The sequence below is a fragment of the Lentibacillus cibarius genome (assembly GCF_005887555.1).
Lineage (GTDB): Bacteria > Bacillota > Bacilli > Bacillales > Amphibacillaceae > Lentibacillus > Lentibacillus cibarius.
On record NZ_VCIA01000001.1, the window covers coordinates 397,966 to 423,369 of the forward strand.

Genomic DNA, 25,404 nt, shown 5'->3' on the forward strand with positions numbered 1-25,404 from the left:
CACCAAATTGACAGGGGTTTTTTATTTTAAGTCCTTCCAGTTTATGATAAGCTGTCCATGATAATATATAATTGACGGCATAAACTACATAAAACAATTTGTCGACAAGCTTGTTGTAATTTCGAGGAGGACATTAATCAGATGCTATACATAGTACTCATCCCACTTTTACTTTCCTGTATCATACCTTTCATTAGTAAAATAAAACATAAACTTCATACTGGTTTGTTCGTATTTCTGATCCCAACAGTTATCTTTATTTACTTTGTCCGCTTTGTCGGTACAGAATTTGAGCCAGTTAGACAATCGTATAACTGGATTCCGTCGCTCGGAATAAACTTCGATTTTTATTTAGACGGCCTGAGTCTGTTATTTGCATTATTAATCAGTGGAATTGGTGCCCTAGTAGTTTTATACTCTATTTACTATCTTGATAAGGGTGAACGGCTGGGACATTTTTATGTCTACTTACTAATGTTTATGTCAGCAATGCTCGGTGTCGTGCTATCCGACAATATTTTCGTACTTTACACCTTTTGGGAATTGACATCTATTTCTTCATTCTTATTAATTGGATACTGGCATTTTAAAGAAAAGTCACGATATGGTGCACTAAAATCCATGTTAATAACCATTTTTGGCGGATTAAGCATGTTTGGCGGTTTTATTCTTTTATCGGTTATGACCGGGACGACAAGCATTCAGGTTATGATTCAAAATGCAGAGGTTATCATGAACAGCCCGTATATGCCGCTTGCTCTTGGTTTTTTGTTGATGGGAGCTTTTACCAAATCAGCACAGTTCCCATTCCATATTTGGCTCCCAGATGCCATGGAAGCACCGACACCTGTTAGTGCTTATCTTCATTCGGCAACAATGGTAAAAGCGGGCCTCTTCCTAGTGGCAAGGTTCTCGCCAATTTTCGCTGACTACGAATGGTTTTTTATCATCGTCAGCGTCGCCGGCATTGTCACGTTATGCTGGGGTTCTTATATGGCAGTTCACCAGACAGACTTAAAAGCTATATTAGCCTTTTCAACAATCAGTCAGTTAGGCATGATTATGGCAATGCTAGGATTTGGAACTGAAGCAGCCGCTTTTGCGGCAGTCTTTCACATTTTGTGCCACGCCACATTTAAAGGTAGTTTGTTTATGGTCGCGGGCATCGTTGATCATGAAACAGGGACACGTGATATACGTAAGCTTGGTGGACTAATGACGTTCATGCCGATGTCTGCAGCATTGGCGCTATTCGGCACTTTTTCCATGGCTGGAATTCCGTTGCCATTTTTGAATGGGTTTTACAGTAAGGAGATGTTTTTTCAATCGACCCTTGATTTACCTGCAGGAGCTAACGCCGTCACAACTTTTCTCGTAGACATTATCCCGTACTTGGCGGTGTTCGGTAGTATCTTTACGTTTGTCTATTCGCTCTATTTTCTATTCGGCACATTTGCAGGCAAAAAGCAAGTCGACCAGCTCCCGAAACACCCGCACGAAGCACCTATTGGTATGCTTCTGTCACCGTTCATCCTTGTACTCGGTGTCATTTTGATTGGTCTGTTTCCTAACGCCTTTAATGGAACATTTATTGCCCATGCGGCAGAGGCGGTCGCCGGGTCAGCGGTTGTTGAAAATATCAAGTTCTGGCACGGCTTATCACCTGCATTTCAAATGTCTCTTGCAGTTGTTGCCATTGGTACTATTCTTGTTTCAACCAGACGAAAATGGAGCAAAGTTTATACCTTCGTGCCTGGTGGGAGAAGCATCAACAACATTTACGATGCCATTATCTCCAAGTTAGATAGCTGGTCACGACATATTACCACATTCTATATGACTGGGTCATTAAGGCTTTATATGGCCATTATTCTAAGCACTATCATGTTGGTTACACTTAGTTTCATGCTAGTTACCGATGGATTCACGATTAATTCTAACGACTTGGCACCTGTGAGGTTAACAGAGATAGCTGTCGTCCTCGTTATCATCGCTGCGGCAATTGGTACTGTTTTTGCAAGGCAGAATCTGGCAGCTATCTTAATAGTCGGTGTCGTTGGTTATGGTGTCTCACTCTTATTCGTTATCTATCGTGCACCTGACTTGGCGCTGACACAATTGGTCGTTGAAACTGTTTCTGTAGCACTGTTTTTGCTTTGTTTTTACCATTTGCCTAACCTGAGAAATAAAAAAGACTCGACTGGTACACGTTTAACAAACGGTATTGTATCCATTGGATTTGGTGCGCTTATGACACTGATTGGCATTTCCGCCCATAGTAGTGATTGGTTTGGGACTATATCCGACTACTTCCTGAAAACATCGCATTCTCTTGGTGGCGGCGACAATGTTGTCAACGTCATTCTCGTTGACATGCGTGGACTTGACACGCTCTTTGAAATTACAGTTCTTGGCATTGCGGCACTTGCCATCTATAGCCTTATTAAAATAAAGATCAAAAAGGGGACAAAATAAATGGAATTCATCATTTTAATATTGGCTGGCGTATTATTTGCAACTGCCATTTATAACCTGCTGCAAAAACAGCTATTGCGTATCATCATTGGAACGGTTCTGCTGTCACATGGTGCCCACTTGTTTATCTTGACAATGGGAAAGTTGAAACGAGGTGAGCCGCCAATCCTGGCAGATGGTGTTTCCGAGTACACCGATCCACTGCCACAGGCGCTGATCCTAACATCGATTGTAATCAGCTTCGGGATTACCAGCCTGCTTCTGGTACTTGCGTATCGGACGGCAACCGAAAATAACACAGATAATATGGAACAATTGAGGGGTAACGATAATGAATAATCTTGCAGTACTGCCAATCATCATACCATTAGTTTCGGGCATCATTCTTGCATTCTTTCCGAAGAAACTGAATTTAGTGCGTCCACTGTCCAAAATCTTCATGCTAATTAATTTAGTTATTGCTGGGTATTTGCTTTGGACGGTCTTCTCGGAAGGTTCCGTCATTCTCGAAACCGGTGGCTGGAAAGCGCCGTATGGTATTGTTCTGGTAGCCGATAAACTTGCGACACTTCTAGTTTTCACAACAAACATTATTGCAGCGGCTTGTGCCCTTTATGCTCCTTACTCGCTTTCAGACAGGAAAGAACAATATTATTTTTACTCGTTCTTTTTCTTTTTGATTACCGGCGTGTCCGGAGCTTTTCTGACCGGAGACTTATTTAACATGTTTGTTTTCTTCGAGGTTCTGCTAATGGCTTCTTATGCGCTCATCGTTTTGGGCGGGGATAAAGTGCAACTGCGTGAATCAATTAAATATGTATTTATTAATTTGTTCTCGTCTATGCTGTTTGTGACAGCTGTTGCCTTTATTTATGGTGCACTTGGAACCGTTAATATAGCCCAGATTGCTGAACGTGTACAGGAAGTTGATCAACAGGGAATCCTGACCACCGTTGGCATACTTCTATTTTTTGTCTTTGCTGTAAAGGCAGCGCTGTTTCCTTTATATTATTGGATGCCGAATTCTTATGCTGTACCTAACCCGGTCATTTCAGCATTATTCGGGGCTCTTTTGACCAAGGTCGGGATTTATTCGATTATTCGAGTTTTCTCATTGATCTTTGTACATAAAATCGAAGTGACACACGGTATGTTCATCTGGATTGCCGGGCTATCCATGATCTTTGGTATCATTGGCGCAATATCTACCAATAATATTAAATTAATTATCGCTTATAATATTATTCCCGCAATTGGATTCATTCTGATGGGGATTGGCGTATTCAATCAATCTTCCGTAAGTGGATCTATATACTACCTGGTCCATGATATGCTAATTAAAGGAAGTTTATTTATGTTAGCTGGTACGATTGCCTATGCCGCTGGTACTTCAGATTTACGTAAATTCAGCGGGCTAATTCATTATTATCCATTTATTGGCTGGCTTTTATTTTCATCAGGTTTTATCCTTGCCGGTATTCCGCCATTCAGTGGTTTTATCGGTAAACTGCTACTCTTAAAAGGTGCGCTTGCCAATAAAGATATAGCAATTGTAATTATTGGATTGCTTTCAAGTTTGCTGATTCTCTATTCCATTATGAAAATTTTCATTAATGGATTTTGGGGTGAAAAAGACGAAACAATCAAACCCGTATCATTAAAGGGACGTATTGCCCCTATCGTTATGTTGTTGGCATTATCGGTATTTATGGGGATCGGGGCAGAATTCATCTATCCATTTGTTGAATCGATATCCACCGATTTGATTCAACCTGAAGTATATATTGACGCTGTGCTGAAGGAGTAATGTAACATGGCCTTTCAAATTGTTATCAACTTGATTATAGCAGTTATGTGGATGTTTTTAAGTGAGAGTTATACCACATCAAGTTTCATTGCGGGATACATGCTGGGCATCCTTTTGCTGCTTCTATTGAACCGATTCATTCCGGATAGGTTTTATTTAAAGCGTGTCTGGAAAATAATGAAATTATTTCTGCTGTTCATTAGAGAATTGATTTCATCAAACATTGATATTGTCAAACTTGTATATAAACGAAACCCTGAATTTGAACCAGGAATTTTCGCCATGCAAACTGATTTAAAAAGTGATTGGCAAATCACCCTGCTGGCCAACCTGATATCACTTACACCGGGGACATTGTCAATTGCCGTATCAGACGATAACACCTATCTGTACATCCACGCTATGGACATTGATGATATAAATGATTCCATACGGGATATCAAAAATACATTTGAAAAAGCCATTTCAGAGGTGACAAAATGAACAATCTTCTTGCTGTAACCGAAACGATTTTGCTTTTTACAACAATAATCAGTCTGATAGGGATCTCCATCTCGTTGCTTTTGCTGCTGTACCGGATTATCACCGGGCCAACTAATGCGGACCGTGCAGTAGCACTTGATTCAATTGGCATGAATCTGATGGGAGTTGCTGCATTAATGGCCATACTAGTCGTTACGACGAAATTTAACGATGTTATTTTGCTGATCGGAATCCTGTTGTTTATCGGAACCATAGCAGTTGCTAAATATCTTGAAAAGGGTGTTATCATTGATAGAAACATGGATTGAGCTTATATTAAACATGATCATTGCCTTCTTTTTACTGTCTGGCACATTTTTCATCCTGTCAAGTTCTATTGGCATTGTCCGGTTCCCTGATGTTTATACCCGATTACATGCAGCTACAAAGGCTTCGACGCTTGGAATAGCCGGTTTATTGATTGGTGCGTTTTTATTTATGTATGTATCGCATGGGATCGCCAGCGGCAAATTATTGCTTGCTATTATCTTCACTCTCCTAACCGCCCCTGTTTCTGGACATATGATTTCACGGGCGGCCCATCGTAATGGGGTCAAACCAATCTTAAAAAACCGTACAGATGAATATGAAGCATCTATACAAAAATACGTGCAAAAACAAAAGTGACCCCACCTATAGGTCACTTTTTTATTTTAACTACTGGTCAGTAGCTTTTACTGTTAAGCACCTCTGAGTCTTTTGCAAAAAGAATCAGGACATTTCGCCGTTTTGTTGTGGACAGACACAAAAATGCAATCTCTTCATATACATGATTATATAGGCAATTGCCCAGCCGTATTTAGAGGAGGTGCATTCGTTTGTCAGGTGTTTTAAGCTTTCTGGCCTTACTTATCAAGGAAGCACTCTTTTTTGTCTCCTATGTCAAAAACCACGCATTTCCACAACCGCTGCCACCCGAAGAAGAAAAAAAATACATTAAACAAATGCAGGATGGTGATGAAGATGCCAGGAACAAACTAATTGAACATAATTTACGGTTAGTTGCACACATTGTAAAAAAATTCGAAAATACCGGGGAGGATATGGAGGATCTAATATCCATAGGTACCATTGGGTTAATAAAAGGAATTGAAAGCTATTCGGCGGATAAAGGAACAAAACTGGCAACCTATGCTGCCCGATGCATCGAAAATGAAATTCTAATGCATTTACGGTCCCTGAAAAAAGTAAAGAAAGATGTTTCTCTTCACGATCCAATTGGTCAAGACAAAGAAGGCAATGAAATCAGCCTGATGGATATTCTAGAAGCAGAAAACCAAAACATCATTGAGTACATCCAGTTGAACATGGAGATTGAAAAAATGAATGAATACTTGGCTATTCTTGACAGCAGAGAAAAAGAAGTTGTCGTGTATCGTTATGGGCTGAACAATTATAAAGAAATGACACAGCGTGAAATTGCAAAAATGCTTGATATTTCACGGAGCTATGTATCTCGAATCGAAAAAAGAGCACTTATGAAGGTGTTTCACGAATATTACCGAAAAGAAAAAGAGAGGGAATGATGCGCGCATATTTCATGCGCGCTCTTTTTTATGACGTCGGAAAGTATAAAATATGGATGACCTTATAATAAAAACTTCGGTATTCGCTGTAAGACGAGGTGAATGCCAAGTTTTTCTAATATGTTCCCCTTTTTTTAAAAATAAGGGGTTTCTTGGCAAAGATAATAAATGGTTTCACTAAAAGTATTTACAAAGTTAATTTTACGTGGTATATTTTTTATAAATTATATTAAATATTTTTTTAATGTATTAAATTATTTTATTGGGATGAATATGTTTATATTACTTTACACTTTCCATTTACAATCTTTGAGGAGGTTTTACAAATGAATCAAACATACGACTATGTAATCATTGGTGGCGGCAGTGCAGGTTCTGTACTTGGCAACCGTCTAAGTCAAGATAAATCAAGCAGTGTTCTTGTTCTGGAAGCAGGGCGTCGCGATTATTTTTGGGATTTGTTTATTCAAATGCCAGCAGCTTTGATGTTCCCATCAGGTAACAGCTTCTATGACTGGGTCTATTCCACGGATGAAGAGCCTTATATGAATGGACGGCGTGTTGCTCATGCCCGGGGGAAAGTACTCGGCGGATCGAGTTCTATCAATGGCATGATTTATCAGCGCGGCAACCCTTTGGACTATGAACGGTGGGGATCTGACCCAGGTATGGAAACGTGGGATTATGCCCATTGTCTCCCGTACTTTAAGCGACTGGAAACGGCCTTTGGTGCAGACCCATCGGATGAACACCGTGGCCACCATGGTCCAGTTAAATTAAAACGCGGGCCTGCAACGAATCCTTTATTTCAAGCCTTTTTTGACGCAGCTGTAGAGGCTGGTTACTCGAGAACACCTGATGTAAATGGTTTTCGTCAAGAAGGATTTGGCCCATTTGACAGCCAGGTGCATAACGGAAGACGGGTTTCTGCTTCACGCGCCTATTTGCGTCCTGCGATGCGGCGCAAGAACCTGACAGTTGAGACACGGGCATTTGTTACGAACATCAATTTTGACGGTACAAAAGCTACAGGCTTAACCTATCAAAAGAATGGAAAAACCTATGTTGTTCATGCGGGTGAAGTGATCCTTGCCGGTGGTGCATTCAATACACCGCAATTACTGCAGTTGTCCGGTGTTGGCGATGCTGATCATCTGCGCTCACTTGGCATTGACCCAATCGTTGACTTGCCGGGTGTGGGAGAAAATCTTGAAGATCATCTGGAAGTATATATTCAACACGCTTGCCCGCAGCCGGTTTCGGAACAACCTAGCTTAAATAAAGCAAAAATGCCTTGGATCGGATTACAATGGCTACTTGGACGTACTGGCCCGGCAGCCTCGAACCACTTTGAAGGTGGTGGGTTCGTTCGCTCAAATGAAGAAGTGGATTATCCGAATCTGATGTTTCATTTCCTTCCATTGGCGGTCCGATATGATGGACAAAAAGCGGATACGGAACATGGATTTCAAGTACACGTAGGACCAATGTATTCCAACTCTAGAGGAAGCCTAAAAATCCGTTCACGTGATCCTTTTCAACATCCAAGTATCGTATTTAACTATCTATCTACCGAAAAGGATAGACGTGAGTGGATTGAAGCAATACGCGTTTCACGGGAAATCCTGTCGCAGCCAGCGATAGCACCATACAGTACAGGCGAAATTTCACCTGGTCCTTCTGTCCAAACGGATGAGGAAATTCTCGAATGGGTAGCAAATGACGCGGAAACGGCACTTCATCCATCCTGTACGGCGAAAATGGGGCCTGCCTCAGATCCTATGGCTGTCGTAGATCCGCTGACCATGAAAGTTCATGGCCTGGATAACGTACGGGTTGTGGATGCATCCGCTATGCCGCATACGACGAATGGAAATATCCATGCACCGGTGTTAATGCTGGCAGAAAAAGCAGCTGACATTATTCGTGGGCAAAAACCGATGAAGCCTGAGTATATAGACTATTACCGTCATGGCGTTCATCCAAAGGACGCAGGTACAGTAGAAAAGTAAGGGAAAGAAGATAAGCCCGTTTGGCAAAGGAAAGAGAGGGATAATGCGAGCATTAACCCTCTCTTTTTCCCTTATTCTCGCCCATGGAGTTGAATTATAATTAAGCTATATTGATTTAACCATATCCATAATCAGTGTTCCCGCATTTTGAGCTGCAGTTTCCAGAAATTCGTCAAAAGAGGTGGAAGAATCTTTGCCTGCGATATCCGATAAGGCTCTGATAACAATAAATGGTGTCTCATATTGATAACACACTTGTGCTATAGCAGCAGCTTCCATTTCTGCAGCAATCATTGATGGGAATTTTTCGCGGACGTAGGAAACGCGAGTAGCATCCGACATGAATGAATCGCCTGTTGCAATAATCCCTTTCTGCCAGTTGAGTCCGAGCCGTTGTATTACCTGTTGTGCCTTTTCAATCAACACAGCATCAGCACTGTACATCGCCGGCATACCAGGAACCTGCCCGTACGCATAGTCAAAAGCAGTAGCATCAACATCATGGTGAACAATATCAGTCGAAATGACAACATCGCCAACATCCAATTCCTTGCTAAATCCACCAGCTGATCCGGTATTAATGACATATGTAGGATGAAACTGTTCATGCATGATGGTTGCTGCCATTGCTGCATTAACTTTTCCAATTCCTGATTTTAATAATACAACATCATGTCCAAAAAGCTTGCCGTGAATAAACAGACAGCCAGCAACCATTTCATCAGTAATATCTGTCATCTTCTCTCTTACTGCAGTGATTTCCTCATCCATTGCTCCAATGATCCCTATAGTCATATGTTTTCCTCCTAGTAACATGCATCATTCAAAGCGCCATTTCTGATCATTCTCTTTTAACCGTTCAACCTTGGTCGGCTTCCATCCTTGGTTGCTGACCCATGAAAGATAAACACGATAAATATCTGATTCATCCTCGCTGGAAACAGTAGCGATTGCTTTTTGCTCACCGTTTCTGGCAATCCACCACATGACGAATTTATCCTCATTTAGGTGCGTTGCTGTCGTAACAGCTTGGCGCATTTCTTCTCTGTCCTGCGATCCTTCATCAAAATTGATGGTGTGGGGTTCAGATTGTTCGGTATCAACCGGTTTCCAATCACCTTTGTAAGCCTCAATGACATTATCGTCAGAAGGCTCAACCTTCTCTGTGGCTATACGCTCACTGGAACCCGTGTCCTCTGAGTTATCTTCTCCATTATCTTGCGCAGACTCATGCTCGGCGCCTTTGTTCCCCGGCTTGTCCACATCGTCACTGCTACTATTATCAGATTCGTTTTCTTTACTGGATGCTTGGGGATCCTGTTCTGTTTCCTTTTGGTCATTGGATGCAGAGTCTGTTTGGTCATCTCCCCCAAAAATAAAGAGAAGCACTAGTGCGATTACCAATATACTTCCTAGTACGATGAAGACAGACAGAGACTTGGTATTTTTTCTTCTTTTCTCATATTTATTTACTCTTGATAATTCATTATGATCAGACATGGTCCATCCCCCTCCTATCTCCTCATCCTAATTATAGTATCATATTTCTCGAATGACGTTATATTCCCTTTCTAGCAGATTTGCTGGTAAAAACGTGATAAACATTTTCTATTCAGCTTCTTTATTTTTTTAAAGTGCAAAAAAGAGAAGCCATTTAGCCTCTCTTGATTATTTTCCATTTATCTGCAAGCGACACCTGTTTACTTATTCAACATTTTCAATTCGCACAAATAAGTCGCCGCCTGGTGTCGCCACAGAAACTTCTGCACCAATTTCTTGACCAATCAGACTTTTGGCCATTGGTGAATCATTTGATATTTTCCCTTCAAAAGGATCTGCTTCGGCACTGCCAACAATCGTATACGTTTCTGTATCTCCATCAGGCAATTCTTTAAAGGTCACCGTCTTGCCTAGTGAAACGACATCAGGATCCTCGTTATCGTTTTCTATAATAACTGCATTCCGAATCATCTGTTCCACTTGGGAAATACGTGATTCTACAAATGCTTGGTCATCTTTAGCGGCATCATATTCGGAGTTCTCGGAAAGGTCCCCAAAGCTACGTGCAACCTTGATTCGCTCCACAACTTCTTTTCTTCGTTCTGTTTTCAAATAATGCAATTCCTCTTCCAATTTTTCTTTCCCCTCTTGGGTCATGTAAAAGCTTTTCTCTGTTGCCATTAATTTACACTCCTTTTATCAAATATGACATGCAACGTGATTATGTCGTTACTATAATAGCCTATAGCAAATATTTCATAAAACTACTATGGCAGAGTCAGTTAAGATTTTCAATACTTTTCATTTAAAGATATGTCTTGTATTCAAACTTAATGAAAGCGTTACCGAAACAAGTATGTCCTACCGAGGTGGGGTGAGGGCTTGAACTACGGACATATGCCATATTCAAATGTTGTTTTCCTGATTCCGAGACAGAATCTTCTCAACCTTTGTCGCCATAAGGTCTATTGCCACATGGTTTTGGCCGCCTTCCGGTATAATAATATCTGCATAGCGCTTTGTTGGTTCAACAAATTGCAGATGCATCGGCCGTACATTATTTTCATATTGATCAATAACAGAATCAAGCGTTCTGCCCCGTTCTTTTATATCACGCATAAGTCTACGAATGATGCGGATATCTGCATCAGTATCAACAAATACTTTGATATCCATGAGATCAACAAGACGTGGATCCTCAAGTATTAAAATCCCCTCTAGAATAATTACCTCTTTTGGCTCTACAGTGATTATCTCATTTGATCTTGTATGCATTTTATAGTCATATACAGGTTTCTGAATAGGCTGTTGGTTAACCAGCTTATGAATATGCTGTACCAATAACTCATTGTCAAAAGCCAAAGGATGATCATAATTAGTATTCAATCGCTCCTCAAACGGCAAGTGGCTTTGATCTTTATAATAATAATCCTGCTCAATGACGAGGATTGTTTTATCCTGAAAACGCTGGCATATCGAGCGTGTTACGGTTGTCTTGCCACTGCCGCTGCCTCCTGCAACGCCAATAACAACTGGTTTTTCGGACATGAATAGGAGACTCCTTTCACTATATTTTTTTGCTGATCGCTATTCCATCCCCGATGGGTACAATCGTTGTTGTGAAATCCGGGTGTTTTACAAGCCAGTCGTTATACGCACGAATCTTAGCGGCGATTTTTTGATATCTTGGATGCTGTTTCTCGGTATCTGCTACAAATCCTTTAAATAAAACATTATCAGTCACCACAAAGCCATCGTTCGACAGCAACGGCACTGACAGCTCAAAAAATTCCTTATACGCGCCTTTAGCGGCATCAATCAGCACCATGTCAAATTTGTTACCGGTCAGCTTTGGAAGTTCTTCCGTTGCATCCCCGCAGATTACATCAATTATATGGAGTTTATCCATTTCGCGAATATTTGCAACTGCCTGCCTATATCGTTGTTCATCTCGTTCAATCGAGACAATCGAAGCATTACTATTGGCCTCTGCCATACGCAAGGCCGAGTATCCAACAGCAGTACCTATTTCCAATATTCGCTCCGGTTTTGTCAGACGGATTAATTGCATGACTAAGTTCATCCCAAGTGGGTCCATAATTGGAATCTGGTCATTTCTCGCCTTCTGTTCCAAATCTTTCACCCAATCCGCCTCAGATGGAAGTGACTTCATCAAATAGTCTGTCAGCGTATCATTCATCCTATCAGCCTCTTTTATAATTTAAAACTTCATTTAGTGTGGATGTTACTGTCTTATTTTAATGTAATATAAAAGTGAAAAATATCATTCCATTGTGAACTGAAACACGAACGATCCTAAAGCGTTGAGAATAAAGAAACCATCGTTCTTTATTCCACGGTTGAATCGAATTAGTCGATATACTTTGCTTTTAACTGTCTGTGTTTCTCAACCGTTTCAGCATAATGAATATTCCCTTTGTCGTCATGAAGGAAATATTTATAGGCGGATTCTTCCGGGTTGATGGTTGCCTGCAATGACGTTTTGGCAAAGTTGGATATTGGTCCAACCGGAAGTGTATTAACATGGTACGTATTATACGGTGATTCCACTTCTAGATCTTTTAACAATACTTTCTTTTTATGCTTGCCTAGTGCGTAAAGAACAGTCGGATCTGTCTGTAGCGGCATGCCTTCCTCCAACCTATTAAAGAATACACCGGCAATTTTTTTCCGCTGTTTTTGTGAACTGGCCTCATTTTCGACGAGTGAAGCCATCGTCAATGCCTCATGTACGGTTAAGTCCTGTGAGGCAATTTCATCCAGATATGGTGTGACCACCTCAACCGTTTTTTTAAGCATCTTATTAATGACTTTTTCAACACTCGGTTGCTTGCTGTAAAAATGATAAGTCGCCGCAAATAAGTATCCTTCTAGCGGTGTCCTTATTTCCGGATTCAAAATACTGTTTGACAAAATATCTGGATACGTATTAATCAGCGTCTCTATATATTGCGGGTCATTTACTTGATTTAAAAACGCCTTTTCCTTGAAAGGTAATGCAGCCGCATAGATGGACGCCATTTCCTTAATTGTCTTCCCTTCAGGAATTGTGACAGTATATTCCGGTTCTTCAAGCACTTTTCCTTTTTGCAGCGCCTGAATCAGTTCGTCTATTTCCATTGAGGGTGAAAGTGTATATTCACCTGCTTGAAAGTCGGATTCATTTTTAAACTTTATATAAAAACGAAAAATCGTACTGTCTTTGATAATTCCATTTTCTTCAAGAACCCTCGCAATCTCGGATGTAGAAGAACCCAAGGGAATTTCAATTGTAACATCTTCCTTGCTATCAGGGTTGACAGGCTGTAATGCAGATTTTATGTACAGAAATCCGGAGATACCACCAACGATGAAAATAAGCACCAATGAAATGATAATGACTGAAGCGATTCGCCGTACTATTTTGGCATCTTCATTACGCTTAGTCAGATGGTCCTCATAGTCTCCCGGTGTCTTCTTTTTGGACATGCGGCTTCCCTCCTTCACCCTGATTTATTATACTAAAATATTACACCATCCGCTACATAAAGTTACATTTCAAGCTGTACTCCCTTGTCATTCTACAACCAAACGAATACTCAAGGAAATGAATGCATTTGACCGGTTGCTTTTTTTCTTTTGCACCGTCTTCATCTATAAAAGAATAGGAAAAGGCTGATATCCCCACCAGGATACCAGCCTTCAACGAACCAAATCCGTTACTGGTCATCATTATCCTCGTCAACCAGGGTGTTCAGCATCTCCTCAACCATTTCCCATTCCTCTTCTGATTCTATCGGGAATAGGGAAAGATCATCGTCTTCCTTTTCCTGTTCCTCATACCGGAACGCGTAGACTTCAACTTCCTCGTTATCCTGTTGGTCAACCGGGACGACTGCAATATATGAGTGTCCAGTTTTATCAACTTCGAACGTGAATAATACTTCAAACAGATGTTCTTCTCCGTTTTCATCTGGTATAATAATCCGTTCTTTTTTTTCTAATGCCATGCCTACACTCCTTTTTGATTTTCCTGATCAAGATAGCCCTGTAAAATCATCACAGCCGCCATTTTATCTATCACTTTTTTTCTTTTTTTTCGGCTCATGTCTGCTTCGAGCAAGACACGTTCCGCAGCAACGGTCGATAACCGTTCATCCCACAGAACGGTGGGGATGTCATGAACCTCTTCCATATGCCGGGCATACGCTTGAGAGGCTTTCCCACGTTCCCCAACTGTTCCATTCATATTTTTTGGGAATCCAATAACAGCCTTCCCGATTTCGTGTTCGTCTATTATCTCCCGCAGCTCAGTATCTGCGGAAAAAATATCTTGCTCGTCCCATTTAATTGTTTTGATCCCTTGGGCTGTCCAGCCTAAAGCATCACTAACAGCCACTCCGATTGTTTTGGATCCTACGTCCAGACCAATTGTTTTCATCTAATACCCTTTCCGCTGCTCCTTGAGGTAAAATTTTACAAGTTCTTCTATAACTTCGTCCCGTTCCACCTTACGAATCAAACTCCGTGCATCATTATACCTCGGTATATATGCAGGGTCACCGGATAATAAATATCCAACAATCTGATTGTTTGGATTATAGCCTTTCTCTTTCAATGCACTGTGAACAGTCAGTAAAATCTCTTTGATATTCTGTTCATAAGGCTCTTCCGAAAAATCAAATTTCATTGTTTTGTCAATAGAGCTCATAGTGACACCTCATTCCATGTTTTCCCATTATCTGCCTATTCAAAAAGGACCAGACTTTCTGAACAACCTCTTTGTCAGCTATTTTAACATGTTTTGCTTCCATATTATATATATTTCATTCAACTCAAGACTAAATTGTCTAATTTGCGGCATTGTTCTCGACATATTCCCTTGCAGCATTTAGTGCGTCATTCATTTTTTCAGGATTCTTACCACCGGCCTGTGCCATGTCCGGGCGGCCACCCCCGCCGCCGCCACAGCGTTCGGCAGCCTGTTTTACCAAATGGCCTGCATGCAGACCACTTTTCGTTAAATCCGTGGTTATGCCGGCAGCCAGCTGGACTTTAGCATTCGCCTCTGCTGCCAATAAGATAACACCTGAACCCAATTTTTGCTTTAATTCATCGACCATGTTACGAAGCTGGTTCATATCCTTTACATCAACCTTTTGCGCAAGTACGGTAAGACCATTTATTGTCTCTGTTTTTTCCGTTATGGACGATGCCTCCGCATTTGACAATTTCGCATTTAAAGATTCATTTGTTTTTTGTAAATCCTTCAGTTCCTGGAACAAGCTTTCCAAGCGGGCCGGAACATTTTCATCGTTTGTTTTCAAGAGACTTGCCGCAGATTCAAGTAATCCTACTTTTTCATTAACAAAGTTGTACGCCTGCTTGCTGGAAACTGCTTCAATTCTCCGAGAACCAGCGCCGATTCCTGATTCGGAAACAATTTTAAACAGACCAATCTCAGCAGTATTCCGGACATGGCAACCGCCACACAATTCAATACTGTAATCACTGATTTCGACAACCCTGACAATGTCACCGTATTTCTCTCCAAAAAGTGCCATTGCGCCTATTTCTTTTGCCTCATCCAGTTTTTTATTATCAATAGACACAGGGATGGAGGCCCAAATTTTTTCGTTGACGAGCTGTTCAATACGTTCTAACTCATCCTTATTTACCGAACTGAAATGAGTGAAGTCAAACCGAAGCCTCTCCGGTGTCACAAGTGAACCAGCCTGATTTACATGGTCACCAAGAACATCTTTCAATGCCTGGTGTAATAAATGGGTGGCTGTATGATTTTTTACTACCCCGGTACGGAAAGCCTTCTCAACCACTGCTTTCACATGATCACCTGTCCGAATTTCGCCTTCCTTAACTTGTATTTTGTGAACATGTTGTCCAAGTGGCGCTTTCTGAACATCTGTAACGTATGCAGAAGCATCATCCGTATACAGCCAGCCTTTGTCGGCTACTTGTCCACCGCTTTCCGCATAAAATGGCGTCTCGCTTAAAAAGACAAGCACTTCATCACCTTCTGTGGCGATATCGGTGAATTCCTTCCCTTGCACGATCGTCACAACTGTCGTGTCAGTCTCCAGTTGATCATACCCGGTAAAGGTGCTTTCCAATTCTACTTCACCAAGTACACCATCTTGTACCTGCATAGAGTCCACTTGCTGCCGAGCGTTCCTGGCTCGTTCACGCTGTTTTTCCATCTCTTCGGTGAAACCCTGTTCATCAATCGTAAATCCCTGTTCTTTCACATATTCCTCGGTAAGTTCTTTTGGAAAACCATACGTATCATACAGCCGAAACACTTCAACACCTGGAAAAATATCACTACCTAGACGTTTTTCTCTGACGATCACCTTATTAAGAATCTCGAGTCCATCATTCAGTGTTTCATGAAAACGCTCTTCTTCAGCTTTGACTACCTGGGCAATCGTTTCGTGCCTGTTGCTGACCTCAGGATAGAATTCTTGCATGATTTCACCAACTACGGGTACCAGCCTGTACATGAATGGTTCATCGATTCCGAGCTGTTTAGCAAAGCGGACAGCACGTCGCAAAAGCCGCCGTAAAACGTAACCCCTTCCCTCATTGGATGGTAATGCCTTGTCACTGACAGCAAAGGTGACTGTCCGGATATGGTCAGCAATTACTTTAAATGCTGTGTCATCTTCCGTCGACTCCCCGTATTTTTTCCCGGATATCGCTTCGGTTTCCCGAATGAGCGGCATGAATAAATCCGTCTCGAAATTGGTCGGTACATCTTGAATGACAGAAACCACTCGTTCAAGGCCCATGCCGGTATCAATATTTTTCTTCGGCAGCGGTGAATAGGTATCATCAGGATTGTGATTGAACTGGGAAAACACCAAATTCCAGATTTCGAGATACCGTTCATTTTCACCACCAGGATAAAGTTCAGGGTCATTCGGGTCGTTACCATAACTGGCACCACGGTCGTAAAATATTTCCGTATTCGGTCCGCTTGGGCCTTCACCTATGTCCCAGAAGTTTTCCTCCAGGCGAATAATTCGTTCTTTTGGGAGTTCGATATCATTAAGCCAAATATCATAAGCTTCATCATCTTCCGGATGGACGGTTACTGACAACAACGCCGGGTCAAACCCAATCCAGTCATCGCTTGTCAGAAACTCCCATGCCCATTCAATCGCCTCTTGCTTGAAATAATCACCAATAGAGAAATTTCCAAGCATTTCAAAAAAAGTATGGTGTCTTGCGGTGAACCCGACATTTTCAATATCATTTGTTCTGATTGATTTTTGGGCATTGACAAGACGTGGATTATCCGGAACCACCCGGCCATCAAAATATTTTTTTAATGTTGCCACCCCGCTATTAATCCAAAGCAGTGTCGGATCCTCCCTCGGTACAAGAGACGCACTGGGCTCCACCTGATGTCCTTTTTCTTTAAAAAAGTCGAGAAACATTTGTCGTACTTGCGCTGATGATAACCGTTCCATTTTTTGACCTCCAAGCCTTTTTATCCAATTTTTTGCAACAATAAAAAAATCCCCTCTCCATATTAATGTTAGAGACGAGATAACTTCCGCGGTACCACCCTAATTATGAATGACTCCCATTCATCACTTCACATGATAACGGTGTGATACCGACGGGGATTGGCCGTACTCCGGTTTAGCATTCCATGACTCAACATCCAGGGTTTCTCACAGCCGATGGAAACCCCTCTCTGCCGGATGGAGGCACATGTACTTAGAACCTTCCTTGTGTTAACCTATCGAATCGTACAAAAGCAATGGTAATTTATTATTTGTCGATATTATAGACAACTATACTACAATTGTCAATTATATTGTCTGAACGACAAAATATGAGGAACAACTACTTTCAGCACTGCCAGAACCGGAACAGCCAAAATCATTCCAGGCACCCCAAATAATTGACCACCTAGTAGCAATACGAAAATGATGGCAATCGGATGAATATCAATACTTTTGCCAACAATGTATGGAGACAATAAATTACCATCGATAACTTGGATGATAAAGATACTGATAGTAACGATCAGGACCAGTTTACCGGAAGTAGTTGCAGTAATGGCTATAGCCGGTACCGCACCAAGAATCGGTCCAAAATAAGGGATGATGTTTGTTAAGCCCATGATGATTGCCAACAATAAACCATAAGGTATCCCCAGTACACGGAAAACACCAAATGCAGCGACACTGACAAACAGACAAACAATCAGCTGCCCCCTTATATAGTTGCCGAGCCCTTTGTCTATTCCCCGGCATAGGGCGCTTGTCCGCTTGTGGTATTTTTCAGGAATCCATTTCTTCACATATTTTTTAATTGTAGTAAAGTCTTTTAGAAAATAGAAAACAAGTACCGGAATGACAGTGATGACAATAATCATATCAATTATTTTAGAAAAACCTCTGACCACGTCAGCGAGTAAATCCTCCATGTATGCCTCGAACTCGGAGATAAGCTCATCCATGTTATCGTGCACTGTTTCCGGCAAAAAAGATGTATACTCATAAAGGCTGTGAATAAAGCCCCGGTACATGTCTATCAATTGTGGCAACTGCTCCTGCAAATCGCTTAACTGGTTAATCATAGTCGGGTAGACACGATAAATAAGATACGCACCACCGCCAAAAAAAAGAAGATAAATAAGAAGGATGGCCAGACTTCTTGGCATATTGTACTGATGCATCTTATCAACAACAGGATACAATAGATATGCAATTAAAGCGGAGATTAGAAAAGGGAGCAGTAGATGCCAAAGAAACGAAACAACCGCATCATACATAGGAAAAAGTTTCACTAACAAATAAAAAAATAAAAAGACCAGAATTCCGGATAACACCCAAAAAAGAAAATTCAATGGTGTGCTGTCTTTAAACATGTCCAGCACCTCCTTTTACAAAGAAGGGCCATATATTTCCAAAACATTACCATTGAATCTTCCGCTCATCATCGGTAAACAAATCATCTAGTGAACTCAATGAACCATCCGCTTCAACCTGATGAATGACCAATCTATCATTAAATACGGACAATTCAATAAAACAGTTCCAACAGTAAAATTGTTGTGTTCCTATTCTTCCTATATTTTTTTCATTACAATTCGGACACACTACCATAGAAACAAACTCCCTTTTTATTTTTCTATGATTGCCCGAATTTATAAAAATATACTGGTTTGTCACATAAAATCATACGGCGTTATGTCTTCCTCCGATGAATCTGCCATATTCTTTTGTTCTGCATGGCCTTTAAGTTTAAGGAGCTGTTCTTTTAGTGTTGTAAAGCGTTGATTGGAATCAAGTGTGCGAACCCCTCGCAAAAAAGCTTCTAGTTCCCCACAAATAATTAGCGATTTCTTACTTCTTGTAATAGCAGTATATAATAGATTTTTCTTAAGCATACGGCGATAGGCCAGTACTACTGGCAGAATAACAATTGGAAATTCGCTGCCTTGTGATTTATGGATTGAAATGCAGTAAGCATGCATCATATTGATATAATCTTTCCGTTCGTAGACGACTTCTTTTCCATCATAGGAAACAACAAGCTGTTCGGTTTTATCGACATTTTCATTCGCCTCAAAAATCGCGACAACCTCACCAATGTCCCCATTAAAAATGCCGTCCTCCGGCTGATTTACAAGCTGCAGTACTTTATCTCCCACCCTGTATGTGGCATCATTTGCTTTCACTTCCCGTTTGGACGGGGATGCAGGATTAACCAGACGCTGCAGATATTTATTAATCATGTTGATCCCTGTCTGGGACCGGTACATTGGTGCCAGCACCTGAATGTTTTTCACATCAATGCCTTTTGTTTTTGCTTTATTGAAGACGGTAATAATAACATCCATTAACTGTGATTCACTGCAAGGAATGAAACTGAAATCATGATCATTTTTCAAGTCACTTGGTTCACATGCATCCTGCTTAATTAAATGCGCCAATTCAATAATTTTAGATCCTTCTTTTTGGCGATAAACATCATTAAGGCTTACAAACGGAATCCGTTCACTCCCGAGCAAATCCGCTAGCACTTGGCCAGGTCCAACCGATGGAAGCTGATCCTCATCACCGACCAAAAGCACCTGCATATCGTCAGGAATCGCTTTAAACAGACTGTTGGCAAGCCAGATATCTACCATAGAGAATTCGTCAACAATCAGGTAGCTGCCTGTTAATGGTTCATGTTCATCCTTATCAAAACCGGTCTGTCCGTCCCATCCTAACAACCGATGAATAGTAACTGCCGGAAGCCCGGTTGATTCAGTTAGTCGCTTGGCAGCTCTGCCGGTGGGTGCGGCCAAAATGAACGGATAATCAGCATTCGAATCATAGGCTGCCGGATCGAGTGCTATATTATGTACCGTTGCATAAGCATTGAGAATTCCCTTGATGACTGTTGTCTTCCCGGTTCCGGGACCTCCCGTCACAGCCATTAACCTGGAATTTAACGCTTGCTTAATGGCTTCAAATTGTTCCTTCCCGTAGCTAATCGCTTCTTGTTCTTCAATATCCCCGATGATTTTCATCAGTTCCGCCAGTGGAATATCATGCTCAACAGGTTTGCTCATAAGCCGGTCAACATGGGAAGCAAAACCATCCTCAGCATAATACAAGGACGGCAAATAAACATTGCCGTCTCTCATAATCAACTTTTTTTCCCTGTTTAGATCTTCCAGGCGATCTGTCACAAAATCCTTTTCTAGTGGCTCATCTGTTTCGGTAAGGATATCCAGGACTTGATTTATACACGTCTCTATTGGCAAATAGACATGACCATTCTGTATATTTTTTTGCAGCACATAAATGCATCCAGCACCGATACGATTCGGATGTGTAAATGACAGCCCATTTTGCCGGGCGATCTGATCGGCAGTCTGAAAACCAAAGCCGTCAATGTCAAATACAAATTGATACGGGTCATCCTGAAGTACGTGAAGAGCCTCTTCTTTATATTGACGGTATATTTTTTGGGCCATTTTCAAACCGATGCCGTATTTAGACAAATAGACAGCAATATGCTCGAACCCCTGATTTTCCTTGACAGTTTTAGAGAGAAGTTCCGCTTTGCCTTTTTTTAGCCCCGGTATTTCATTTAACGAATCCGGATTGTTCAATATTTTCGTAATGGCGTTATCACCTAAATGGTCAACAATTTTTTCAGCAGTTTTTTTGCCGATCCCTTGAAACAGATCGCTGGACAGATAGCTAATAAGGCCGTCTTTGGTATCCGGTATAAATGTTTGATAGGAAGTCACTTGATACTGCAATCCAAATTTAGCATGATGTTCAAACGTTCCATAAAACAAGTAAGCCGTTGACTCCTGCAAACTAGAGAAATAGCCTTTAACTACAATTTCTTTTTCCTGATAATCTTCATTCGTTTCATGGACAGTAATTTTGGCAATTGTGAACTGTTCCTCTGCATTGCGAAAAATCGTATATAGCAGTTCGCCCTTTATAAAACCTTGTTCATTGTGAGATGGTTTATCCGGTACCATTGTAAACAACCTCGCTATCTAACTCACTTATCAGTAGTATTCATTGCATCGGTAATCTGTTTTTTAGCATTAGCTGCCAGGACATGTTCCGGCTGTATGTCCAATGCGCGTTGAAAATGTTCCAGTGCAGCGGCGGGGTCTTCTTCATACAAGGCAATGACCCCGAGATTATAATGGGCATCACTATGTTCTTCATTTGAGTTAAGCACTTGTTGAAAAACCGATTTCGCATCACTTATATATTCGCTTTGAGCAAGTGTTAGCCCATACTGGAACAAGTACTCCAGATCATCCGGACTCAATTCAGACGCCCGCATTAAATAGGGTAATGCCAGCTTATAATTTTCCTGATGAACAAACGTCATCCCCAACAGAAAATAAGCATCCGCTTCATCGAGTCCAATATCAATCGCTTGTTGAAAATGCTTTTGTGCTGCTGGATAATCCGATTTGTCGTAATAAAGGTTCCCAAGCCCGTAATGGGCAGTTGCAGCCTGTTCATCGAGTTCCAATGCACGTTGAAAAAATCGTTCCGCACGTTCTGTATCGTTCATGTGCAAAAGCAAATTACCAAAGTTGATATAACCGACCGGATCTTGCGGATTTTCCTCGATAATCGCATTAAAAAGTTCTGCCGCTTCTTCATATTTCTGCTCTTTCATCCGTTCAATTGCTTGCTGATTTTTGTCCATGGTTTCACCTCAATCGTATGCATACTACACTTTTTAAGCTGAACTTGCCGCTACTAACAAATAGAAAACCGATTCCAAATTCCAAAACAAGCAGCCTTTCATCCAGTTCTTTATCCAACATACGCAAGCTGTTCATCATTTTTTAGAACTGTATCAATAGTCCCGCCACCCAGGCATACATCACCATCATAGAAAACGACAGCTTGTCCGGGTGTAATGGCCCGCTGTGCTTCATGGAAAGCGACATGAACCTTCCCGTCTGCCTTCTGTGTGACTGTAACCGCACTATCCTTCTGCCGATACCGGAATTTTGCTGTACAGATGAATGACTCGTCAGTTATATGATTAATCCAATTAACATCAGTTGCGATTAAGCTGTCTGAGTACAGCTTTTCATTATGAAATCCCTGCCCGACGTATAATACATTCTCGTTTAGATTTTTGCCGACAACAAACCAAGGCTCACCAGATCCGCCGATGCCCAAACCTTGCCGTTGACCGATTGTATAATACATAAGTCCGTCATGTCTGCCTTTTTCAATTCCGTCCAATGTTTTCATGACACCGGGTTGAGCTGGTAAATATTCACTTAAGAATTCTTTGAAATTGCGTTCCCCGATGAAACAAATACCAGTACTGTCTTTTTTGCTGGCAGTCACAAGATCGTGTTCTTTAGCAATGGCACGCACCTCTTGTTTTGGCATATGCCCAAGTGGAAACATAACCTTTTCCAATACATCACTAGTTAATTGATTCAAGAAATACGTCTGATCCTTATTGTCATCAGCTCCGCGCAGCATTTCATACGTTCCATTATTGTTGCGCACTTGCGCATAATGTCCCGTGGCCAAATAATCCGCCCCAAGTGACATGGCATGTTCCAGAAATGCTTTAAATTTAATCTCTTTATTGCACATGACGTCAGGGTTCGGCGTTCTTCCGGCTTTATATTCATCAAGAAAGTAAGTGAAAACTTTATCCCAGTATTGTTTTTCGAAATTGACCGCGAAATATGGGATATCCAGCTGGTTGCACACCCGTACAACGTCATCATAATCCTCTGTTGCGGTGCATACGCCGTTTTCATCTGTATCATCCCAGTTTTTCATAAAAATGCCGACAACATCATAACCCTGTTCTTTTAAAATTAATGCAGCTACGGATGAATCGACACCACCACTCATACCTACAACGACACGTGTATCTTCTTTGCGTTTCATATACGCCACCTCCTTTATTTATCCCACAAAAACGGGCACCTACTAATCAATAAGTCACTTGGTTAGTCGCTTGACGATTTTTGCCACTCTGTCTGCAGCTTCTGACACATTTTCATCAGTATTAAATGATCCGAAGCTAAACCGGATGGAATTCGTGGTTCGATCATCTTCCTGTCCATACATGGCCGCTAAAACATGGGATGGCTCGACTGATCCCGCCGTACATGCACTCCCGCTGGAAGCCGCGATCCCATCAAGGTCAAAATTTGTCAGCAACGATTCGACATTCGTTCCAGGAAAACTAATATTGACGATGGATGCAATCGTTTGATCAACATTCCCATTCACCGTAAAATTCACCCCATTCCGGGCAAGTTGTTCCATGAATAAATCTTTATAACGTTGGTACGTCTGTTTTCGCTCCATCCTTTCCTGCATAATAAGTTCAACAGCCTTTTGAAATCCAACAGTAGCTGGAACGTTTTCCGTACCCGGACGACGTTTCCGCTCTTGTTCACCACCAAACTGCAATGTACTTAAAGCTGTCCCATCCTTTACATACAAAAAGGCAATTCCTTTTGGTCCATTTAGCTTATGAGCAGAAACAGTCATCAAATCGATGTCTACTTGTTTTACATCGATATCAAGAAGACCGAATGCCTGTACAGCATCCGTGTGCAAATATGCCTGATGATCCTGGAGTACTTCAGCTATTGCTTCAATCGGCTGAATCACCCCGGTTTCATTGTTGACAAACATAACGGAAACAACAATCGTTTCATCAGTCAGCGCATGCTTTAGCTCGTCTATGGAGATAATCCCATTCTCATTTACAGATAAATACGTTACGCGAAATCCTTGTTTTTCCAAGTGCTGTGCTGCGTGCAGACTGGCATGATGTTCCTGAACGGTAGTAATGATATGATTTCCTTTGTGCCTGTTAGCCATAGCTGTACCAATAATGGCTAAATTGTCCGCTTCCGTTCCACCACTTGTAAAAATAATCTCTTTTTCATCGGAATTGATACTCTGAGCCATTGTTCGTCTTGCTTTGTCAAGATATTGCCGTGCTGACCGCCCATATGCATGGACACTTGACGGATTGCCGAAAACATCAGTAAATACAGGCGTCATCACCTCGGCAACCCGCCGGTCCATAGGGGTTGTTGCTGCATGGTCCATATAAATACGTTCCATTTTTTCAATCCTTTCTCTGCCCTTTTGTACTAAATATAAAACATAAACGCGTCCTGGTACACATCATTTTCATGCCGGCGCAAATCCTCAAGGGTCGTCGTGTCAAGGACATCTTTCACAGCGTCTCTGATACGAATCCATAACGCCTGTTTCGCCGGTTCTTCATCTTCTATCCCTTCAACGGGGGAAATCGGTCCTTCTAAAACTCGAATAATATCGCCAGCTTTTATATCACGTGGGTCTCTTGCCAGTACATAGCCACCATAAGCACCTCTGACACTTTTGACTAGGCCTGAATTACGCAGTGGTGAGGCTAACTGCTCCAGATAATGCTCGGATAGGTTCTTTTCCCGTGCTATTGCCTTTAATGATAACGGTCCCTCACCATACTTTCTGGCAAGTTCAAGCATAATCGTCAACCCGTATCGCCCTTTTGTCGAAATCTTCATTTATAACACCTCTATAACGCTAACTTTGCTAAACAGTCATTGGTTATTTACAATACAGCATATTATAGCACGAATCGCCTGTTTCTTGCATTTTATCGCAATCACCATTACGCTTTTACCATATAACCTATTAAAATTTCAACTTTCGCAGCCTGAAACGAACACATAAGACTTGGAAGAAGAAAGTTGGACACATACTGCGCTGGGTGACTTTTTGGATGAATGATTGGTTGTTTTATCATCGTAGTTAAGATAAACGGCGACGTAAGTGCTAGGTTGATTTCCGTTCAAGCCGCTTTCCGCGGGCAACGCTTCAGCTTCCTCGGAAGAAAACCGCTTCCTGCGGGATCTTCGACGCACAGGACGTGCTAGTGCAGGCGTTGCGACAGGACGTCGCGAACTTAGCCTGCCTTCCTTTTCCCGCAGGAGTCGACTGGCCTCCACTCCAATCAACCATCAAAATAGTAGTTCATC

At 41.5% G+C, this 25,404-nt stretch carries 25 protein-coding genes; 8 read left to right on the top strand and 17 right to left on the bottom strand.

Features of this window, described 5'->3' with window-relative positions; translation table 11 throughout:
* The first annotated feature begins 141 nt into the window (after nt 1–141).
* The 8 genes from FFL34_RS02070 (at nt 142) to betA (ending at nt 8,342) form a co-directional block, all read left to right on the top strand.
* The gene (locus FFL34_RS02070; protein WP_138600892.1) at nt 142–2,475 is read left to right on the top strand and encodes a Na+/H+ antiporter subunit A; all 2,334 of its coding nucleotides are present in this window, start codon (nt 142–144) and stop codon (nt 2,473–2,475) included.
* Nucleotides 2,476–2,814, top strand: coding sequence for a Na(+)/H(+) antiporter subunit C (locus tag FFL34_RS02075; protein ID WP_138600894.1), 339 nt, complete (start codon nt 2,476–2,478; stop codon nt 2,812–2,814).
* Nucleotides 2,807–4,282, top strand: a complete 1,476-nt coding sequence (locus tag FFL34_RS02080) for a Na+/H+ antiporter subunit D (protein WP_138600896.1) — start codon at nt 2,807–2,809, stop codon at nt 4,280–4,282. The genes FFL34_RS02075 and FFL34_RS02080 overlap by 8 nt, the downstream gene beginning before the upstream one ends.
* 6 nt (nt 4,283–4,288) lie before the next feature.
* A complete protein-coding gene (locus FFL34_RS02085; RefSeq protein ID WP_138600898.1) occupies nt 4,289–4,765 on the top strand; it encodes a Na+/H+ antiporter subunit E in 477 nt (158 codons plus the stop codon).
* Nucleotides 4,762–5,073: a Na(+)/H(+) antiporter subunit F1 gene (locus FFL34_RS02090; RefSeq protein ID WP_138600900.1), complete on the top strand. Its 312-nt coding sequence runs from the start codon at nt 4,762–4,764 to the stop codon at nt 5,071–5,073. Before FFL34_RS02085 ends, FFL34_RS02090 begins: the two co-directional genes overlap by 4 nt.
* The gene (mnhG, locus tag FFL34_RS02095) at nt 5,054–5,431 is read left to right on the top strand and encodes a monovalent cation/H(+) antiporter subunit G (protein ID WP_234031405.1); all 378 of its coding nucleotides are present in this window, start codon (nt 5,054–5,056) and stop codon (nt 5,429–5,431) included. The genes FFL34_RS02090 and mnhG overlap by 20 nt, the downstream gene beginning before the upstream one ends.
* Before the next feature lie 191 nt (nt 5,432–5,622).
* On the top strand, nt 5,623–6,330 hold the full coding sequence (gene sigK, locus FFL34_RS02100) for an RNA polymerase sporulation sigma factor SigK (RefSeq protein ID WP_138600902.1): 708 nt from the start codon (nt 5,623–5,625) through the stop codon (nt 6,328–6,330).
* Nucleotides 6,331–6,656: 326 nt separating this feature from the next.
* Entirely contained in the window at nt 6,657–8,342 is a 1,686-nt protein-coding gene (gene betA / locus FFL34_RS02105) for a choline dehydrogenase (RefSeq protein WP_138600904.1), read from the top strand.
* Nucleotides 8,343–8,447: 105 nt separating this feature from the next.
* On the opposite strand, the gene mtnN is transcribed toward betA, so the two are convergent.
* From mtnN to cymR, 17 genes are all read right to left on the bottom strand, one after another.
* Nucleotides 8,448–9,137: a 5'-methylthioadenosine/S-adenosylhomocysteine nucleosidase gene (mtnN, locus tag FFL34_RS02110; RefSeq protein WP_138600906.1), complete on the bottom strand. Its 690-nt coding sequence runs from the start codon at nt 9,135–9,137 to the stop codon at nt 8,448–8,450.
* A 24-nt stretch (nt 9,138–9,161) separates the two neighbouring features.
* Complete coding sequence (locus FFL34_RS02115) at nt 9,162–9,842, bottom strand: YrrS family protein (protein WP_138600908.1); 681 nt, start codon at nt 9,840–9,842, stop codon at nt 9,162–9,164.
* A gap of 204 nt (nt 9,843–10,046) precedes the next feature.
* Nucleotides 10,047–10,523 carry a transcription elongation factor GreA gene (gene greA, locus FFL34_RS02120; protein WP_138600910.1) on the bottom strand — a complete coding sequence of 159 codons (477 nt, stop codon included), beginning with the start codon at nt 10,521–10,523 and terminating at the stop codon, nt 10,047–10,049.
* 225 nt (nt 10,524–10,748) lie between these two features.
* Complete coding sequence (udk, locus tag FFL34_RS02125) at nt 10,749–11,390, bottom strand: uridine kinase (RefSeq protein WP_138600912.1); 642 nt, start codon at nt 11,388–11,390, stop codon at nt 10,749–10,751.
* A 19-nt stretch (nt 11,391–11,409) separates the two neighbouring features.
* Nucleotides 11,410–12,042 (bottom strand): O-methyltransferase, encoded by a 633-nt coding sequence (locus FFL34_RS02130; RefSeq protein WP_138600913.1) that lies wholly within the window; start codon nt 12,040–12,042, stop codon nt 11,410–11,412.
* Between the two features lie 170 nt (nt 12,043–12,212).
* Complete coding sequence (gene mltG, locus FFL34_RS02135; RefSeq protein WP_138600915.1) at nt 12,213–13,331, bottom strand: endolytic transglycosylase MltG; 1,119 nt, start codon at nt 13,329–13,331, stop codon at nt 12,213–12,215.
* A 230-nt stretch (nt 13,332–13,561) separates the two neighbouring features.
* Nucleotides 13,562–13,852, bottom strand: coding sequence for a DUF1292 domain-containing protein (locus tag FFL34_RS02140; protein ID WP_138600918.1), 291 nt, complete (start codon nt 13,850–13,852; stop codon nt 13,562–13,564).
* A gap of 2 nt (nt 13,853–13,854) precedes the next feature.
* Complete coding sequence (ruvX, locus tag FFL34_RS02145) at nt 13,855–14,283, bottom strand: Holliday junction resolvase RuvX (protein WP_138600920.1); 429 nt, start codon at nt 14,281–14,283, stop codon at nt 13,855–13,857.
* On the bottom strand, nt 14,284–14,553 hold the full coding sequence (locus FFL34_RS02150) for an IreB family regulatory phosphoprotein (protein WP_138600922.1): 270 nt from the start codon (nt 14,551–14,553) through the stop codon (nt 14,284–14,286).
* A gap of 139 nt (nt 14,554–14,692) precedes the next feature.
* Nucleotides 14,693–17,335: an alanine--tRNA ligase gene (gene alaS / locus FFL34_RS02155; protein ID WP_138600924.1), complete on the bottom strand. Its 2,643-nt coding sequence runs from the start codon at nt 17,333–17,335 to the stop codon at nt 14,693–14,695.
* Between the two features lie 344 nt (nt 17,336–17,679).
* Nucleotides 17,680–18,747 carry an AI-2E family transporter gene (locus tag FFL34_RS02160; protein WP_138600926.1) on the bottom strand — a complete coding sequence of 356 codons (1,068 nt, stop codon included), beginning with the start codon at nt 18,745–18,747 and terminating at the stop codon, nt 17,680–17,682.
* A gap of 46 nt (nt 18,748–18,793) precedes the next feature.
* Nucleotides 18,794–18,985: a hypothetical protein gene (locus FFL34_RS02165; protein ID WP_138600928.1), complete on the bottom strand. Its 192-nt coding sequence runs from the start codon at nt 18,983–18,985 to the stop codon at nt 18,794–18,796.
* 62 nt (nt 18,986–19,047) lie between these two features.
* Nucleotides 19,048–21,372, bottom strand: a complete 2,325-nt coding sequence (gene recD2, locus FFL34_RS02170; protein ID WP_138600930.1) for an SF1B family DNA helicase RecD2 — start codon at nt 21,370–21,372, stop codon at nt 19,048–19,050.
* Between the two features lie 23 nt (nt 21,373–21,395).
* Complete coding sequence (locus FFL34_RS02175; protein ID WP_138600932.1) at nt 21,396–22,064, bottom strand: tetratricopeptide repeat protein; 669 nt, start codon at nt 22,062–22,064, stop codon at nt 21,396–21,398.
* A 110-nt stretch (nt 22,065–22,174) separates the two neighbouring features.
* A complete protein-coding gene (gene mnmA / locus FFL34_RS02180; RefSeq protein ID WP_138600934.1) occupies nt 22,175–23,284 on the bottom strand; it encodes a tRNA 2-thiouridine(34) synthase MnmA in 1,110 nt (369 codons plus the stop codon).
* Nucleotides 23,285–23,338: 54 nt separating this feature from the next.
* Nucleotides 23,339–24,481, bottom strand: coding sequence for a cysteine desulfurase family protein (locus tag FFL34_RS02185; RefSeq protein ID WP_138600936.1), 1,143 nt, complete (start codon nt 24,479–24,481; stop codon nt 23,339–23,341).
* Between the two features lie 29 nt (nt 24,482–24,510).
* A complete protein-coding gene (gene cymR, locus FFL34_RS02190; protein ID WP_138600938.1) occupies nt 24,511–24,930 on the bottom strand; it encodes a cysteine metabolism transcriptional regulator CymR in 420 nt (139 codons plus the stop codon).
* Nucleotides 24,931–25,404: the final 474 nt, after the last annotated feature.

Coding starts and splice junctions, on each gene's coding strand:
- FFL34_RS02075 (WP_138600894.1), top strand. CDS start 2,476: ATGGAATTCATCATTTTAATATTGGCTGGCGTATTATTTGCAACTGCC.
- cymR (WP_138600938.1), bottom strand. CDS start 24,930: ATGAAGATTTCGACAAAAGGGCGATACGGGTTGACGATTATGCTTGAA.
- FFL34_RS02150 (WP_138600922.1), bottom strand. CDS start 14,553: ATGAGCTCTATTGACAAAACAATGAAATTTGATTTTTCGGAAGAGCCT.
- greA (WP_138600910.1), bottom strand. CDS start 10,523: ATGGCAACAGAGAAAAGCTTTTACATGACCCAAGAGGGGAAAGAAAAA.
- FFL34_RS02070 (WP_138600892.1), top strand. CDS start 142: ATGCTATACATAGTACTCATCCCACTTTTACTTTCCTGTATCATACCT.
- FFL34_RS02140 (WP_138600918.1), bottom strand. CDS start 13,852: ATGGCATTAGAAAAAAAAGAACGGATTATTATACCAGATGAAAACGGA.
- FFL34_RS02165 (WP_138600928.1), bottom strand. CDS start 18,985: ATGGTAGTGTGTCCGAATTGTAATGAAAAAAATATAGGAAGAATAGGA.
- FFL34_RS02130 (WP_138600913.1), bottom strand. CDS start 12,042: ATGAATGATACGCTGACAGACTATTTGATGAAGTCACTTCCATCTGAG.
- mtnN (WP_138600906.1), bottom strand. CDS start 9,137: ATGACTATAGGGATCATTGGAGCAATGGATGAGGAAATCACTGCAGTA.
- FFL34_RS02090 (WP_138600900.1), top strand. CDS start 4,762: ATGAACAATCTTCTTGCTGTAACCGAAACGATTTTGCTTTTTACAACA.
- FFL34_RS02175 (WP_138600932.1), bottom strand. CDS start 22,064: ATGGACAAAAATCAGCAAGCAATTGAACGGATGAAAGAGCAGAAATAT.
- alaS (WP_138600924.1), bottom strand. CDS start 17,335: ATGGAACGGTTATCATCAGCGCAAGTACGACAAATGTTTCTCGACTTT.
- FFL34_RS02080 (WP_138600896.1), top strand. CDS start 2,807: ATGAATAATCTTGCAGTACTGCCAATCATCATACCATTAGTTTCGGGC.
- udk (WP_138600912.1), bottom strand. CDS start 11,390: ATGTCCGAAAAACCAGTTGTTATTGGCGTTGCAGGAGGCAGCGGCAGT.
- betA (WP_138600904.1), top strand. CDS start 6,657: ATGAATCAAACATACGACTATGTAATCATTGGTGGCGGCAGTGCAGGT.
- FFL34_RS02115 (WP_138600908.1), bottom strand. CDS start 9,842: ATGTCTGATCATAATGAATTATCAAGAGTAAATAAATATGAGAAAAGA.
- FFL34_RS02085 (WP_138600898.1), top strand. CDS start 4,289: ATGGCCTTTCAAATTGTTATCAACTTGATTATAGCAGTTATGTGGATG.
- mltG (WP_138600915.1), bottom strand. CDS start 13,331: ATGTCCAAAAAGAAGACACCGGGAGACTATGAGGACCATCTGACTAAG.
- recD2 (WP_138600930.1), bottom strand. CDS start 21,372: ATGGTACCGGATAAACCATCTCACAATGAACAAGGTTTTATAAAGGGC.
- mnmA (WP_138600934.1), bottom strand. CDS start 23,284: ATGAAACGCAAAGAAGATACACGTGTCGTTGTAGGTATGAGTGGTGGT.
- FFL34_RS02160 (WP_138600926.1), bottom strand. CDS start 18,747: ATGTTTAAAGACAGCACACCATTGAATTTTCTTTTTTGGGTGTTATCC.
- FFL34_RS02185 (WP_138600936.1), bottom strand. CDS start 24,481: ATGGAACGTATTTATATGGACCATGCAGCAACAACCCCTATGGACCGG.
- ruvX (WP_138600920.1), bottom strand. CDS start 14,283: ATGAAAACAATTGGTCTGGACGTAGGATCCAAAACAATCGGAGTGGCT.